The 15,225-nt window shown below is 74.7% G+C and carries 12 protein-coding genes and 1 pseudogene; 9 read left to right on the forward strand and 4 right to left on the reverse strand.

Going from position 1 to position 15,225, the window contains the following annotated elements; translation table 11 throughout:
• Positions 1-21 precede the first annotated feature (21 nt).
• Entirely contained in the window at positions 22-2,199 is a 2,178-nt protein-coding gene (locus tag IPL61_36585) for a radical SAM protein (protein MBK9036711.1), read from the forward strand.
• Positions 2,200-2,212: 13 nt separating this feature from the next.
• Here IPL61_36585 and def read toward each other — a convergent pair whose 3' ends face one another.
• Complete coding sequence (def, locus tag IPL61_36590; protein ID MBK9036712.1) at positions 2,213-2,788, reverse strand: peptide deformylase; 576 nt, start codon at positions 2,786-2,788, stop codon at positions 2,213-2,215.
• A 130-nt stretch (positions 2,789-2,918) separates the two neighbouring features.
• On the opposite strand from def, the gene IPL61_36595 reads away from it, so the two are divergent.
• The 4 genes from IPL61_36595 to IPL61_36610 all read left to right on the forward strand — a co-directional run bounded on the left by IPL61_36595 (position 2,919) and on the right by IPL61_36610 (position 6,202).
• Entirely contained in the window at positions 2,919-3,311 is a 393-nt protein-coding gene (locus IPL61_36595) for an HIT family protein (GenBank protein ID MBK9036713.1), read from the forward strand.
• The gene (locus IPL61_36600) at positions 3,301-4,401 is read left to right on the forward strand and encodes an HNH endonuclease (protein ID MBK9036714.1); all 1,101 of its coding nucleotides are present in this window, start codon (positions 3,301-3,303) and stop codon (positions 4,399-4,401) included. Before IPL61_36595 ends, IPL61_36600 begins: the two co-directional genes overlap by 11 nt.
• A 113-nt stretch (positions 4,402-4,514) precedes the next feature.
• The gene (locus IPL61_36605) at positions 4,515-5,090 is read left to right on the forward strand and encodes a Uma2 family endonuclease (protein MBK9036715.1); all 576 of its coding nucleotides are present in this window, start codon (positions 4,515-4,517) and stop codon (positions 5,088-5,090) included.
• A 68-nt stretch (positions 5,091-5,158) separates the two neighbouring features.
• Entirely contained in the window at positions 5,159-6,202 is a 1,044-nt protein-coding gene (locus IPL61_36610) for a hypothetical protein (GenBank protein ID MBK9036716.1), read from the forward strand.
• Here the strand turns inward: IPL61_36610 and IPL61_36615 are convergent.
• Entirely contained in the window at positions 6,190-6,522 is a 333-nt protein-coding gene (locus tag IPL61_36615) for a hypothetical protein (GenBank protein ID MBK9036717.1), read from the reverse strand. The genes IPL61_36610 and IPL61_36615 overlap by 13 nt on opposite strands.
• Before the next feature lie 128 nt (positions 6,523-6,650).
• Here IPL61_36615 and IPL61_36620 point away from each other — a divergent pair, with 128 nt between their 5' ends.
• Positions 6,651-7,733, forward strand: a complete 1,083-nt coding sequence (locus tag IPL61_36620; GenBank protein MBK9036718.1) for an alpha-hydroxy-acid oxidizing protein — start codon at positions 6,651-6,653, stop codon at positions 7,731-7,733.
• Between the two features lie 11 nt (positions 7,734-7,744).
• Here IPL61_36620 and sfsA read toward each other — a convergent pair.
• Positions 7,745-8,464 (reverse strand): annotated as a pseudogene (gene sfsA, locus IPL61_36625) (DNA/RNA nuclease SfsA).
• A 53-nt stretch (positions 8,465-8,517) separates the two neighbouring features.
• Between sfsA and IPL61_36630 the strand changes: the two are divergent.
• Positions 8,518-9,699, forward strand: coding sequence for a hypothetical protein (locus tag IPL61_36630; protein ID MBK9036719.1), 1,182 nt, complete (start codon positions 8,518-8,520; stop codon positions 9,697-9,699).
• Between the two features lie 312 nt (positions 9,700-10,011).
• Here the strand turns inward: IPL61_36630 and IPL61_36635 are convergent, their stop codons facing one another.
• Positions 10,012-11,196 (reverse strand): S1 RNA-binding domain-containing protein, encoded by a 1,185-nt coding sequence (locus tag IPL61_36635; GenBank protein MBK9036720.1) that lies wholly within the window; start codon positions 11,194-11,196, stop codon positions 10,012-10,014.
• Positions 11,197-11,291: 95 nt separating this feature from the next.
• On the opposite strand from IPL61_36635, the gene IPL61_36640 reads away from it, so the two are divergent.
• Both IPL61_36640 and IPL61_36645 read left to right on the forward strand, forming a co-directional pair.
• Positions 11,292-12,968, forward strand: coding sequence for a carbon starvation protein A (locus tag IPL61_36640; GenBank protein MBK9036721.1), 1,677 nt, complete (start codon positions 11,292-11,294; stop codon positions 12,966-12,968).
• Positions 12,965-15,193 carry a response regulator gene (locus IPL61_36645; protein MBK9036722.1) on the forward strand — a complete coding sequence of 743 codons (2,229 nt, stop codon included), beginning with the start codon at positions 12,965-12,967 and terminating at the stop codon, positions 15,191-15,193. The genes IPL61_36640 and IPL61_36645 overlap by 4 nt, the downstream gene beginning before the upstream one ends.
• Positions 15,194-15,225: the final 32 nt, after the last annotated feature.

The following is a 15,225-nucleotide window of genomic DNA, read 5'->3' on the forward strand; positions in this document are numbered from 1 at the left end:
CCCTGGGGCTAAGCTCGCCCGATGGAGACGCCACGCGGGCTCGACCGTCGCCAGTTCCGCGCCCACGCCCTCGACGGCGCGGCGCTGTTCTTCCAGCCCGCGACCGGCGTCCACGTCCGGGTCGCGACCGCGGCGACCCGCGCGCTGCGGCGGCAGGCGCCCCGGGTCGCGATGTTCGGCATCACCAACGCCTGCAACCTGACCTGCGGCTTCTGCTCGCGCGACGTGGCGCGCCCGAGCGCGTGGACGGTCGCGACCGCCGCCGCGGCGCTGCGCGGGCTGCACGACGCCGGCACGCTCGAGGTCGCGTACGGCGGCGGCGAGCCGTTCGCGTTCCGCGGCTTCGCCGAGCTGGTCGCCGAGCTCGACGCGACGACCGCGCTGGCGCAGCACGTCACCACCAACGGCACGCTGATCCGCGCCGCGACCTGGGCGCCGTTCGCCGGCCGGCTGGGCCAGGTGCGCCTGTCGATCTACGACGACGTGCCGTGGCGCCCGGCGGTCGAGGTGCTCGCCGGGGCCGGCCAGCGCTGGGGCGCCAACCTGCTCGTCGACGCCGCGGCGCTGCCGACCCTGCCCGCGCGCCTGGCCGACCTCGCGGCCCGCGGCTGTCACGACGCGTCGCTCCTGTCGTACGTCGGCCCCGAGCGCGCCCGCCACCTCGACGACGCCGGGCGCGCGCGCCTCGCGGCGATCATCGCCGACAGCCCCGTGGCCTGCCGGCTGTCGGTGTGCTTCGGCGACCGGGTCGCGGCGCCGCGGCTGCCGACCGGCGACGCCGGGGACTGCGGCGCCGGCCGCGACTTCGTCTCGATCACGCCCGACCGCCAGGTCCAGAGCTGCTCGTTCCAGGACCGCGGCCTGCCGGGCGCGACCGCCGCCGAGATCCTCGCGGCCTGGCGGACCCAGCAGGCGCGCCTGGCGGCGCCGTCGCCGCGGGTCGGCTGCGCCCGGCTGCACCCGGTGACGGCGCCCCCCGCGGCGCCGCCGCCGATCGCGGTGTGGCAGGCGTTCTCGGGCAACAACAGCGGCGAGTGCGTGCTGGTCGCGACCTTCGCCACCGTCGCCGACGCCGACGCGTACCTGGCCGAGCTGACCCCGGGCTGGGTGCCCGACGGCGGGTGCTCGCCCGCGTGGCAGCAGCTGTTCACCGACGAGGGCGTCGCCCAGGTCGCGACCGGGACGAGCTGGCCGAGCGACGAGGGCTCGCCGCGCGAGCTGGTGGCGATCGGCGCCTCGGTGCTGGCGGTCCAGTACGCCGTCGACGACGCGTTCCCCGAGCTGCGGGCCCTGGCGTGGAAGCGCGGCGCCGAGGTCGTGCCCGGCGGCGTCCACGTCCACGGCGACCTGACGCTGGTCGTCGCGGTGCGCTGCCGCGACGACGCCGACCGGGCCGCGCTGCTGGCCGCGGCCGCGCCCGGCTGGTTCGTCTACGACGAGGCCGAGCCGATGCGGTCGACCTACGCGCCGCTCGTCGCGTACCCCCACGGCGACGTCGTCGTCTTGCCGATGCCGATCCTCGGCGGCGACGGCTCGCTGCCGACCCTGGTCGCGGCCCGGGACGCGGTGGCCCGGGTGGTCGGCGAGCGCGCCCACGCCGCGGAGATCTGCTTCACCCGGCTCACCGAGGCCGAGCTGGTCGCGGCCAAGCAGCGCCTGGGGCGCCGCCCGCCGCGCGTCCCGCGGCTGTGGGTGTCGCTCTGGGGCGGCGACGGCGCCGATCGGGCGGCGGCGTTCGCCCGCAGCCTCGGCGGCGACCGGGTCACGGTCGCGGACGCCCACGTGCTGATCGATCCCGCGCCCGATCGCAAGCGCCTCGCGGTGCTGGCCTACCGCCGCGGCGCCACCGTCGACGTGATCGACAGCGAGCGCCTCGAGCTGACGGCCTCGCCGTGGTTCGAGGCGCCGCCGCCGACCAAGGGCCGCCGCGAGCCCGAGCGCGGGTTCGATCGCGCGCACCTCGAGCCGACCTTGCGCGCCACCCTGCCGCGCGAGGCCGCGCTGACCGTGACCTGGGCCGAGCACCGGACCCGGCCGCCGCGGCCATCGATCACCGTCGTGACCGCGGCGCCCACCGCGGCGCTGGTCGCCCTGCGCGCCTACGCCGACGACGTCGGCGCCCGCCTCAACCTGTGGGCCGCCGAGGTCGATCCGGTCGGCGCGATGCTGCGACGCCTGCTGACCGCGCTCGATCGTTGACCGCGGGCGAGATCTACGAGCCGACCCGGGCGACCAGCGCGCGGACGCGCTCGACGAAGCCGGCCAGGTGGTAGCGCTCGAACTCGGTCCAGGTGGTGAGGGTGTTGGGGTCGGTGACCCGATCGAGGAACAGCCGGCCGTCGAGGTGGTCGACCTCGTGCTGGTAGGTCGCGGCCTTGAGCCCGTGGACCACCTCGTCGATCTCGTGGCCGTGGCGATCCCAGGCCCGCACGTGCAGGTGGACCGCGCGCGCGACCACGCCGCGCAGGTTGGGCACCGACAGGCAGCCCTCGTAGTTGTCGAAGCGCTCGTCGTCGATCGGCGTCAGCACCGGGTTGACCAGCACCGTCAGCGGGATCGGCGGCTTGTACGGGTAGCGCGGGTTGTCCTTCACCTCGACCGCCGCGATCCGGATCGGCTCGTAGACCTGGATCGCCGCCAGCCCGGCGCCGTTGGCGTCGTGCATCGTCTCGATCAGATCGTCGATGAACTGCTGCATCGCCGGCGTCGCCAGCTCCGCGCGCGTCACCGCGCGCGCCTGCTGCCGCAGCACCGGGTGTCCGATCTGCGCGATCTTGCGGATGGCCATTGGCGCATCCTAGCGCGTCCGGGTCGGGGTCCGTCGCCTGGCCCCACGCCCGCGCGCGCCCCTCGACACGCCCACGTCACCGGCGGCGTTCTTCGGGTCGGACCGGCCCATCGGCGCTACCATCGCCCCGATGTCGACGTGCCCGTTCTGCGCGCCCGAGCCGACGCGGGTGTTCCACGAGGACGCGCTGGTGCGCGCGCTGTGGGACGCGTTCCCGGTGGCGCCCGGCCACGCGCTGATCGTGCCGCGCCGCCACGTCGCGGACTGGTTCGACGCCACCGACGACGAGCGCGTGGCGCTGACCCGGACGCTCGACGTCGCCCGGGCCGCGGTCCAGGCGCGCCACCCCGCCGACGGGTTCACGATCGGGATCAACGCCGGGGTCGCGGCCGGCCAGACCGTGCCGCACCTGCACGTCCACCTGATCCCGCGGGTCGTCGGCGACGTCGCCGATCCGCGCGGCGGCGTCCGCTGGGTCGTGCCCGCGCGCGCCGACTACTGGAGCGCTCGGCGTGAGCGCTGACGCCGGCGCGATCGCGTTCGGCGAGAAGGTGCTGGCGCTGCTCGACCAGGGCCGCTTCACCGCGACCTACAAGTTCGCGGTGCTGCTCGGGCTGATCGATCTGTGCCTCGAGGGCGTGACCACGACCGGCGCGGCCCCGACCATGGTCACGACCGCGCAGCTCGCCGCGAAGGTGACCGAGCTGTACTGGCCGCACACGGTGCCGTTCGGCGGGCGCGACGGCCGCGGCGACGGGGAGGTGCTGCGCCAGGTCCGCGGCGGCGGCGCCGAGATCCTCGACGCGATCGTCAGGTTTCGCGCCCAGCACGCGCCCGATCGGACCGCGCCGCTGACCCGGTCGCGGCTCGCCGCGCCGGCCGCCTACGCGCGGCTGGTGCGCCAGGTCGAGTGGAAGCTGGTGCAGATGCCGCTGCCGCGCCTGCAGCGGTTCGGCGCGGTCGACGACCGCTTCATCTACGACGTCGCGTGGGGGCAGGACGTCCGGCGCGGCGAGTTCCTCGACGACGCCAGCTTCGACAACCGCCTGCACCTGGCGGAGGGCGCCGGCGATCACCTGGTGCGCCTGGCTGGCCTCGTGCGTCCGCTCCTGCAGCGGCGCTGGGCCGCCGACGTCGCGCGCATGAACCCGGACCTGATCGAGGACGCCGCGCTCGACGAGTTCCTGTTCGGCGTCGATCGCGTCCGGCTGGCGCCGGTGGTCGACGGCCTGCGCGAGCTCCAGGACGGCCGCTGCTTCTACTGCGCGGGACCGCTGCGCCGGCCCCAGGTCGATCACTTCATCCCGTGGGCGCGGGCGCCGCTCGACGCGATCGAGAACCTGGTGCTGGCCGACGGCGCGTGCAACGGCGCCAAGCGCGACCACCTGGCCGCGGCCGAGCACGTCGAGCGCTGGGCGGCCCGCGCCCGCGACCGCGCCCGCGACCTGCGCGCCGTCGCCGACGCCGCGCGCTGGGATCACGGCGCCGCGCGCGTGCTCGGCATCGCCCGCGCGAGCTACCTGTACCTGCCGCGCTCGTCGCGGCTGTGGCAGGCGTCGGCCGCGTTCGTGCCGGCCGAGCCCGACCGCCTGGCCCGCGCGCTCGCGGCCTGACGGCGCCACCGGATCGGCCGTCACGCCGCTCGGCCTTGCGCGGGTCCGCGGTCGACCGCCGCGGGCTCAGATCATCGCGACGATCGACCGCGACCGCGCTACCCTGGCCGAGCATGGTCTCGCCGCTCCACCGCCGCGCCACCTACGCCGACGTGCTGGCCGCGCCACGCCATCAGGTGGCGGAGATCATCGGCGGCGAACTACGGCTGACCCCGCGTCCGGCCGGGCCGCACGCGCTGGTGGCGTCGGTGCTCGGCGAGGAGCTCGGCCCACCGTTCCGTCGCGGACGCGGCGGCCCGGGTGGCTGGATCTTGCTCGACGAGCCCGAGCTCCACCTCGGCGCCGAGATCGTGGTGCCGGACCTGGCGGGCTGGCGGCGCGAACGGCTGCCGGCGGTCGGCGACGTCGCGTACTTCGAGCTCGCGCCCGACTGGCTGTGCGAGGTGCTGTCGAGGTCGACCGAGAAGACCGACCGCGCCGAGAAGCTCGGCATCTACGCGGCGGCCGGGGTCGGCCACGCCTGGCTGGTCAACCCGATCGCGCGGACGCTCGAGGTGATGCGCCGCCAGGGCTCGCAGTGGCTCGCCGTGGCGGTCCACAAGGACGGTGATCGGGTCCGCGCCGAGCCGTTCGACGCGATCGAGCTCGACCTGGCCCTGCTGTGGGCCGACCTCGCGCCACTGCCGTAGCCGCCCACGGCAAGCCCGCGGAAGGTCACCCTGGCCGCGCGCCGGCGCCCCCTGATACGCTCGGACGCATGGGGGAATGGAAGCGCTGGACGCCACCAGTGGTGGCGGCCTTGGGTCTGCTCATCGGCCTGCTCGTGGTCGACTGGGTCGTCACCGACGTCGGCCTCGGCTCGCTCCACCTCGGCCCGCGCTCGAGCCAGCTGTGCGCCGGGAGCCACTGCGTCGATGTCCGCAGCGGCGCGAGGACCTGGAACCTCATGTCGGGGATCGCGCTGGCGGTCGGGGTGCTGTCGGCGGTCGGGCTGATCATCGTCGCGGCGTTGCGGTTCCTCGGGACCGATCCGGGGCCGTTCGGCAGGGCGACCGCGTGGGCCTGCGCGGCGACGACCGTGTTCGCCCTGGTGGCCCTGGTGGCCGCGGCCCCCGACGCGATCGGCGACTACGCCGCCGGCGGCCCGTTGACGGTCATCGCCGCGACGTTCGGGATCAGCGTGCGCACGAGCCGCGACAGCGCGTCCGCGTTTGGGTCCGGACGCTCGGCCCGACCGGTCCGCTCGGTGGCGACCGTGGTCGCCTCCCACGGCGGCGCCGCGAGCGCGGTCACCAGCGTGCCCCCGCGCGCGACCGCGGCCGCGTCGGCCAGCTCGGCAGGCGCGCCCACCGCGGCCCGGTCGCTGGTGGGCGCCGGGGTCTCGCACACCGGCGTGCGGTTCGTCGTCGTCGATGGTGCCCTGACCGCGACCGGGCTCGCGCTGCGCTTCGAGCGCAGCGTCGAGCGCACGATCGTCTGGGCCGACCTCGTCGAGGCGGTCGCCCGCCGCCTGCCACCGGATCCCCCGCACGACAAGGCGACGTTCATCGACCTGGTCGTGGCCGATGGCGCGCCCGCGCGCCTGACCCCGGCGTCGCGGGTCGACTTCACCGCGCTGCCCGACGGCCAGGCCGCCAACACCCGCGAGAACTGGCGCCGGCTGGTGGCGCTCGCGCGCACGCACAACCCGGCGATCGCGATCGAGGCCGAGAGCGCCGACTTCTTCGCCGGCGGCCGCGACGCGCCGATGTTCACGGCGTGGAAGAAGTTCCTCGAGTGGGACCAGCGCTACGGCGCCTGAACGGCGGCGTCGACGCCGACGCGCGCCGCCGCGGGACCATCGACGCCCGCGTCGACCGCGACCTCGACCTGATGCCGATCGAGCCGATCGAGGACGTCGGCCGGCATCGACCGGTCGCCACCGACGACGTGCCCCTCGGGCCGCCCGCCCTTCTGCTCGGCCTTGCGCGCGGCCCCTTGCGGGTCGGCGATGGTCGCCGCGGTGGCGACCGCGGTGGCGGCGGCCGCGACCACCGCCGGGTCCGGCCGCGGCGCGTTCCGGAGCGCCGGGCCGCCGCCGCACGCCGCCGCGACCGCGAGCACGCAGAAGATCCTCCGCATCGTCGGCCTCCTGGCCCGCGCCTGGACGGGCCTACCACCAGCGTAGCGCCGATCCAGCGTCGCGCGCTGCGGCGAGTCGTCACCGGCGACCGCGCGGCGGACCGGCGCGAACGGCGTACGATGGCGCGGTGACCGACGTCATCGAGCTCGCCGATCTTGAGCGGCTGGCGCGCGCGCGCCTGACCGACGTGGCCTGGGGCTACTACGCCAGCGGCGCCGACGACGAGCTGACGCTGGGCCGCAACGCCGCCGCGTACCGCGAGCTGGTGCTGCACTACCGGGTGCTGGTCGACGTGGCGCAGCGGCGCCTGGCGACGACGGTGCTCGGCCAGCCGGTCGAGCTGCCGGTGCTGGTCGCGCCGACCGCGTTCCATCGCCTGGCCCACGCCGACGGCGAGCTGGCCACCGCGCGCGGCGCCGGCGCCGCCGGCACGGTCATGATCCTCAGCACGCTGTCGAACACCCCGGTCGAGGACGTCGTCGCGGCCGCGGCCGGCCCGGTGTGGTTCCAGCTCTACGTCTACCGCGACCGCGGCCGGACCGAGGCGCTGGTCCGCCGGGTCGAGGCCGCCGGGTGCCAGGCGCTGGTGCTCACCGTCGACGCGCCGCTGCTGGGCCAGCGCGTGCGCGACGTCCGCAACCGCTTCAGCCTGCCGGCCGGGCTCGACCTGGCCAACGTCGATGGCGACGTCGTCGCCGCCCGGACCGGCGAGATCGCCGAGTCGGGCCTGGCCGCGTACTTCGCCGCGCTGCTCGATCCGTCGCTGTCGTGGCGCGACGTCGCGTGGCTACGCGGCGTCACCCGCCTGCCGATCGTGATCAAGGGCGTGGTCCGGGCCGACGACGCCCGCCGCGCGGTCGACGCCGGCGTCGCCGCGGTGGTGGTGTCGAACCACGGCGGCCGGCAGCTCGACACCTCGCCGGCCACGATCGAGGTGCTGCCGGCGGTGGCCGCGGCAGCGGCCGACGCGGTCGAGGTCTACGTCGACGGCGGCGTGCGCCGCGGGACCGACGTGGTCAAGGCGCTGGCCCGCGGCGCCCGCGCGGTGCTGATCGGCCGGCCGGTGCTGTGGGGCCTCGCCGTCGACGGCGCCGACGGCGTCGCCACCGCGCTGGCCATCCTGCGCCGCGAGCTCGACCTGGCCATGGCCCTGTGCGGGTGCCCCGACCTGGCCGGGATCACGCCCGACCTGCTCGACGGCGGGCGCTGAGCTTCGGCCCGCTAGCGCGCCTTGCCCAGCTCGACCGCGACCTTCGCGCCCCAGGCCAGGCCGGCGCGGGACGGCACCGCCTGGTACGCGAGGAGCTCGACGCCGGCCTTGGCGGCGGCCCGCAGCGCGGCGCCGTAGGCGGGGTCGATCTCGTCGGCCGGGCGCACGCGCGTGCAGCCGCCGCGCGCGACGACGAACAGCAGCGCGGTGCGGTAGCCCTGCTTGCGCAGCCCGCGCAACGCCGCGAGGTGGCGGACGCCGCGCTCGGTGACCGAGTCGGGGAAGATCGCCAGCCCGCCGCCGCCGCCGTCCATCGTGACGGTCTTGACCTCGACGAAGCAGCGCTCCTTGTTCCGGGCGCCCTTCATCAGCAGGAAGTCCAGGCGCGAGTCGCCGGCCGTGGCCTCGCGCCGGACCTTGCCGTAGCCGTCGAGCTCCGGGATCGCGTGCGCCTCGAGCGCGGCCGCGACCAGCGCGTTCGAGCGGGTCGGGTTGACGCTGATCAGCGCGCCGCCGACCTAGGCCAGCTCCCAGCCCCAGTCGAGCGTGCCGCCGGTCTTGCGCTGCACCCAGACCCGGCCGCCGACCTCCATGCACGTGCGCATCGAGCCGGGGTTGGGGCAGTGGGCGGTGACCACCGTGCGGCTGGCGGTCAGCTCGACGTCGGCGAAGAACCGCTGGTAGCGCGCCACCAGGCGGCCCTCGACCAGCGGCGGCGTGTAGGCGAGCACCGGCGCACCCTAACGCGAAACCTCGCCGGGGCCAGCGCTGGTACCATCGCGCCATGCTCGCTCGCCGCTGCGTCACGCCCGCCCTGATCGCGCTGCTCGCCGCCTGCGACGGCGGCTCGTCGAGCCCCGGCGTCGACGCCGGCACCGCGATCGACGCGGTCGACTGGTTCGACGGCGGCGGCACCGACATCGGCCCGGCCGGCAACCCCAGCGGGTCGTGCAGCGCCGGCGTGCCCGCCCGCGGCCAGGCCATCGACACGTCGTCGCCGACCACGGTCGTCGGCGCCGGCACCGCGGCCAGCTGCACGTTCGCCGCGCTCCAGGCCGCGGTCGCCGCCGGCGGCATCATCACGTTCGCGTGCGGCCCCGACCTGGTCACGATCCCGGTGACCGCGACCTTGGCCCTGCCGCTCAACCGCGACACGACGATCGACGGCGGCCGCAGGATCGTCCTCGACGGCGGCGGCACGACCCAGCTGCTCCGCTTCGACAGCCCCAACTTCCGCGCGCTCGACACCGTCGTCCGGCTGCAGCACCTCGCGCTGGTCAACGGCAAGGCCACGCCGACCGAGGCGATCCCGTCGCCGCGCCCGGCGCCGTGCTCCCAGGGCTACAACGACGGCGAGGGCGGCGCGCTGTACATGCGCGACGGCAACCTCGACGTGATCGACTGCATCTTCCGCGGCAACCAGGCCGCGCCGCTCGGCCCCGACACCGGCGGCGGCGCGATCTACGTGGTCGGCAGCAAGACCGGCGTGGTGATCGCCGGCAGCACGTTCGAGCGCAACAGCGCGTCCAACGCGGCCGCGGTCGGCGGCCTGTTCGCCGAGCTCGCGATCTACGACAGCCTGTTCGCCGACAACACCGCCGAAGGCCACGACGCCAACAACAACGACCCGGCGCAGTGCAGCTTCATGAACAACGGCCAGAACGAGATCGGCTCGGGCGGCAACGGCGGCGCCATCTACAGCGACGGCCAGTCGGTCGACGTGACCCTGTGCGGCGATCGGATCGTCGACAACGCCGCCGGCGACCGCGCGTTCGGCGGCGGCCTGTTCTTCACGTCGAACGACTTCGGCGGCGACCTGCGGATCATCGACACCGTCATGACGGGCAACACCGGCGGCCACTGGACCCAGGTCGCCACCGGCGCCACCACCAACGCCGGCACCGCGGTCGGCACCAACACCCACAGCCTGACGATCGTCAACTCGACGCTGCAGGGCGTGCCGTAGCCCGGCACGGCGGGCTGTCCCGACGGGCCCGCGGGACCTCACGGCGTCCCGGCGCCCCGTGCGTCACCGCGTCAGCCTGGCGACCATGTCGGCCAGCGCGCCGAGCTTGGCCGGCGCCCCGCGCGTCACCGCGTCAGCCTGGCGACCATGTCGGCCAGCGCGCCGAGCTTGGCCGGCGCCCCGCGCGTCACCGCGTCAGCCTGGCGACCATGTCGGCCAGCGCGCCGAGCTTGGCCGGCGCCCCGCGCGTCACGTCTTCAGCTTGGCGAACATCGCCGCCAGCGTGCCGAGGCGCGGCGCCCGCGGCGGACGCTACTTCTTCAGCTTGGCGAACATGTCGGCCAGCGTGCCGAGCCTGGCTGGCGCCGGCGTGATCGAGGCCCGGGCCTCGGCCAGGTCGTTGGCCTCGGCGCGCGCGACCGCGGCCGCGATCGACAGCGACACCCGGTGCTTGTCGGCGTCGACGCCGAGGATGATCACCTCGATCTGCTGCCCGACCGAGACCACCTCCTTGGGGTGGTTGATCCGGCGGCCGGCGCCGAGCTCGCTGACGTGGACCAGGCCCTCGATCGTCGGCAGCACCTCGACGAACGCGCCGAACGGCTGCAGCCGCGTGACCGTGCCCTTGACGGTGCTGCCGACCACCAGCGACTGGACGACCTGGCCCCACGGATCGTCCATGAGCGCCTTGATCGACAGCGCGATGCGCGGGCGCTTGCCGTCGACCGCCTCCTCGATCGACTTGACCTGGACGTCGAGCTCCTGCTCGAGCTGGAGCACGTCCTCGGGCTTCTCGACCCGGCTGTGGCCGAGCTCGCTGACGTGGAGCATGCCCTCGATGCCGCCGAGGTCGACGAACGCGCCGAACGGCTTGAAGCCGGTGACCCGGCCGCGCAGGACCGCGCCCACGACCAGCCGGTCCTTGAGGTCGGCCGCCTTGCGCGCGTTCTCCTCCTCGAGCAGGGCCCGGCGCGACAGCACCAGGTTGCCGCGCTCGTACTGGGTGACGCGGAACTCCAGGCGCTGGCCGACGAAGACGCTCTGGTCGGCGACGAACCGGGCGTCGACCTGCGACGCCGGGCAGAACCCGCGCACGCCGGCGACCTCGACCTCGAGGCCGCCCTTGATCGCGCCGGTGACCTTGCCCTCGACCGGGATGCCCAGCTCGTGCGCCTGGACCAGCTCGGCCTTGGCCTCGGACCCGCGCCCGAGCCGGACCCGCAGCACCAGCGCGCCGTTGCGCTCGCCGGCGACGCGGGCCTCGATCTTGTCGCCGATCTTGACCCGGACGGTGCCGTCGTCGGCCACGACCTGGTCGCGGTCGAGCACGCCCTCGGACTTGCCGCCGAGGTCGACGAACACCGCGTCCTTGCCGATCGACGTGATCACGCCCGTGACCATGTCGCCGGGCTTGGGGCGCTTGACCACGGCCGAGGCCTTGGTCTGGCCTTGCTCGGTCTGGGCGAACAGCGCGGCGAAGTCGTCGTCGTCGGTCATGGCCGGCGCATCCTCCCCGCGCCGACCGATGGTGTCAACGGTGGAAGCCGCGCACCGGGGTTGACAGCGCCCGCCCGATTAAGTGACCTACGCTCATGGGACTGCCCGCGCTGGCCGCGGTGGTGGTGGCCGCGCTCGCGCTCGGCTATCGCTTCTATGGACGCTACGTCGCCGCGCAGTTCGCGCTCGACGACGCGACCGTCACGCCCGCCCACCGCAAGGCCGACGGCGTCGACTTCGTGCCGACCCGCCCGTTCTACCTGTTCGGCCAGCACTTCTCGGCCATCGCCGCGGCCGGGCCGATCGTCGGGCCGATCCTGGCGTGCCAGCAGTTCGGCTGGCTGCCGTGCCTGCTGTGGATCAGCTTCGGCGTGGTCTTCATCGGCGCGGTCCACGACGCCTCGGCCCTGGTCGCCTCGGTCCGCCACGACGCCAAGTCGATCGCCGAGGTGGTCAAGGTCCACCTGGGCCGGCGCGCGTGGCTGGCGATCCTGGCGTTCATCTGGCTGGCGCTGATCTACGTGATCGTCGCGTTCGTCGACATCACCGCCGGCACGTTCGTCACCGGCGACGCCGACACCGCCGGCCTGACCTTCCGCTTCAACCAGGGCGGCGCGGTGGCGCTGGCGAGCCTCCTGTACCTGGGCCTGGCGCTGGTCATGGGCACGATCGATCGGCTGTGGCACCCGCCGCTGTGGTTGCAGACGCTGATCTTCGTGCCGGCGACGCTGTTCGTCGTGTGGTTCGGCACCCAGCACTCGACGCTCTTGGTGCTCAGCTGGAAGACCTGGGTCGTGCTGCTGATGGCGTACTGCGCGGTCGCGTCGGTGACGCCGATGTGGCTCTTGATGCAGCCGCGCGGGTACCTGGGCGGGTTCGTGCTGTACGGCGCGCTCCTGGTCGGCGTGATCGGCATCTTCTTTGGCGGCTTCACCATCGAGCAGCCCAGCTACGTCCGCGGCTCGCTGTTCGGCGGCGCCGGCATGTTCCCGTTCCTGTTCGTCACGATCGCCTGCGGCGCGTGCTCGGGCTTCCACGGCCTGGTGTGCTCGGGCACGACCTCCAAGCAGATCGATCGCGAGAGCCACTGCCACCCGATCGGGTACGGCGCGATGCTGCTCGAGGCGTTCGTCGCGCTGATCGCGCTGGCCACGGTGATGATCGTCGCCGGCAAGCCGAGCGGCGGGCCCGGCGCGATCTACGCCCGCGGGCTGGGCCAGTTCATCGCGCTGATCATCGGCGACTCGCCCGAGCGCCTGACGATCGCGACCACGTTCGGCGCGATGGCGCTGTCGACCTTCATCTTCGACACGCTCGACTCGGCGACGCGCCTGGGCCGGTACGTCCTGCAGGAGCTGTTCGGCGCCGAGGGCCTGCCGGCGGCGGTGCTCGCGACCCTGGCCACGTGCCTGGTGCCGCTCGGGTTCCTGATGTTCGGCAGCTCGGGCCGGTTCCGGATGTTCTGGGCCTTGTTCGGGACCTCGAACCAGCTCCTGGCCTCGCTGTCGCTGCTGGCGATCTCGGTGTGGCTGTACCGCGGCGGCGGCAAGCACAAGGGCCGGATCCCGTGGTTCACGGCGGTGCCGATGGTGCTCGTGCTCGCGGTCACGGTCACGTCGCTGGTGCTGCAGGCCCGGGCCGTGGTCACGGCCGGCCTCGGCTCGACCGCGTGGATCAACGGCGCGGTGTCGGTGGTGCTCCTGGGCCTGGCCGCGACCCTGCTCGGCTACGGCGTCGCGGTCGTGCGCGGCCGCGCGGTGGAGGTCGGGTGAGCCACCCGCTCGACGACGCTCTCGCCGCCGCCGGCATCCTGACGGTGACGCTCGACCGCGCCGGGGTCGTGCGGTCGGCCAGCGCCGCCGCCCAGCTCTTGCTGGCGTGGCCGCCGACCGCGCTGGTGGGCCGGCCGATCGCCGAGCTGCTGTTCGCGGACCACGCGATCATGGCCGAGTACCAGCTCGTGCGCGGGACCGCGCCGACGCTCACGACCGCGTGGAAGTGGCGGACCGGCGCCGGCGAGCTGCGGCCGTTGACCGCGACCTGGCACCAGCGCGCCGACGGCTGGACCGGCGTGATCACCCGGACCGCGCTCACGGCCGCCGCGCCAGCGCCGCTCGATCGGGGCCCGCGCCACCTGCTCGAGGCCCAGCGCCTGGCCCGGGTCGGCAGCTTCACCTACGAGGTCGCGACCGGCCAGGTGTCCTGGTCGGACATGATGTACCAGCTGCACGACCGCGACCCGAGCCGACCCCCGACCGTCACCCAGGCCGAGTACCTCGCGATCGGCCATCCCGACGACGTCGATCGCATGTTCGCCGCGGGCCGCGCCGCGCTCGCCAGCGCCGGCGAGGCCGAGGCCACCTACCGGGTCCGGCGCGCCGACGGCTCGTGGCGCCACCTCCAGACCCGCATGGTGTGCGAGCGGACCGACGACGGCACGCCGATCTTGATCACCGGCATCGTCAAGGACGTCAGCGACGAGCTCTTGGCCCGCGACGAGCTGATCCGCGACCGCGAGCGCGCGCGCGACGACGCCGCCGCCAAGACCCGCTTCCTGGCGCAGGTCACGCACGAGCTGCGCACGCCGCTGGCCGGCGTGATCGGCATGATCGACCTGGCCTCGACCGACACCAGCGCGACCGCGCGCGGCGATCACCTGGCCAGCGCCCGCGCCTCGGCGCGCCACCTGCTCGAGCTGATCGACGACCTCCTCGACGCCAGCCGCGAGGACTCGTGGACGATCAACGTCGTCACGATCGACTTCGACCTGCGCGACGTCGTGGCCCAGGCGCTGGCGATGGTGTCGCCGCGGGCGCGCAAGAAGGGCCTGCTGCTCCAGGCCGAGGTGGCCGAGATGATCACCGCGCGCCGGGGCGACCCGCTGCGGCTGCGGCAGATCCTCGTCAACCTGCTCTACAACGCGGTCAAGTACACGCCGCGCGGTCGGGTCAGCATCAGCGTCGTGGCCCAGGACGACGGCGTGATCGTGTTCACGATCGCCGACACCGGCGTCGGCATCGCGACCGAGCAGCAGGCCGCGGTGTTCGAGCCGTTCGTCCAGGCCCACGGCGACGACGTCAACGAGGGCGTCGGCCTCGGGCTGGCCATCACCCGCGAGCTGATCTCGCTCCTGGGCGGCACGATCGTGCTGCGCTCGGAGGTCGGCACCGGCACCGAGGTGACCGTCACGCTGACGCTGCCGACCAGCACCGGCCCCAGCGCCGATCGCCTGCGCGCGATCGATCCGGGGTCGACGCCGTCGCTGCCGCTCCTGCCGGTCAACTCGCGCTCGCTGCGCATCCTGGTGGCCGAGGATCACGCGACCAACGCGGCGATCGCGATGGCGATCCTCGAGCGCGCCGGCCACCGGCCGCTGTGGGTCGGCACCGGCGCCGCGGCGGTCGCGGCGGTCGCGGCCGAGCGCTTCGACGCGGTCCTGATGGACCTCGAGATGCCCGAGCTCGACGGCGCCGAGGCCACGCGCCGGATCCGCGCCGCCGAGCACCGCGGCGGCGCCCTGCGCCTGCCGATCATCGCGCTGTCGGCCCACAAGCACGCCGAGGGCACCGCCGCCGCCGCGGGCATGGACGCGTACCTGGGCAAGCCGCTCGACGCGATCGCGCTCGGCGAGCTGCTCGAGCGGGTCATCGGCGGGGACCTGCGCGGGCCGATCGATCACATGGCGCGCCTGGCCAAGGTCGGGGGCCGCGCCGAGCTGGCGCGCACGATCGTCGGGACCTTCCTCAGCCACCAGCCGACGCTGATCGACATGATCGACGCCGCGCTGGCCGCCCGCCACGCCGAGGATCTCCGGCGCGCGGCCCACGGCCTGCGCGGCGCGCTGCTCATGGTCGGCGCGGTCGAGGCCGCGACCATCGCCGACGAGCTGGAGCAGCGCACGCTCGAGCCGCGCGACCTGGATGAGGCGATCCGGCTCCGCCACCGCCTGGCGATCGAGATCGCGCGGGCCGGCGCCGAGCTGGCGCTGGCGCAGTAGCCGCCGCTCGTCGTCGCGGCGCGATCACCGCC

This window comes from Myxococcales bacterium, assembly GCA_016717005.1.
Classification (GTDB): domain Bacteria; phylum Myxococcota_A; class Polyangia; order Haliangiales; family Haliangiaceae; genus UBA2376.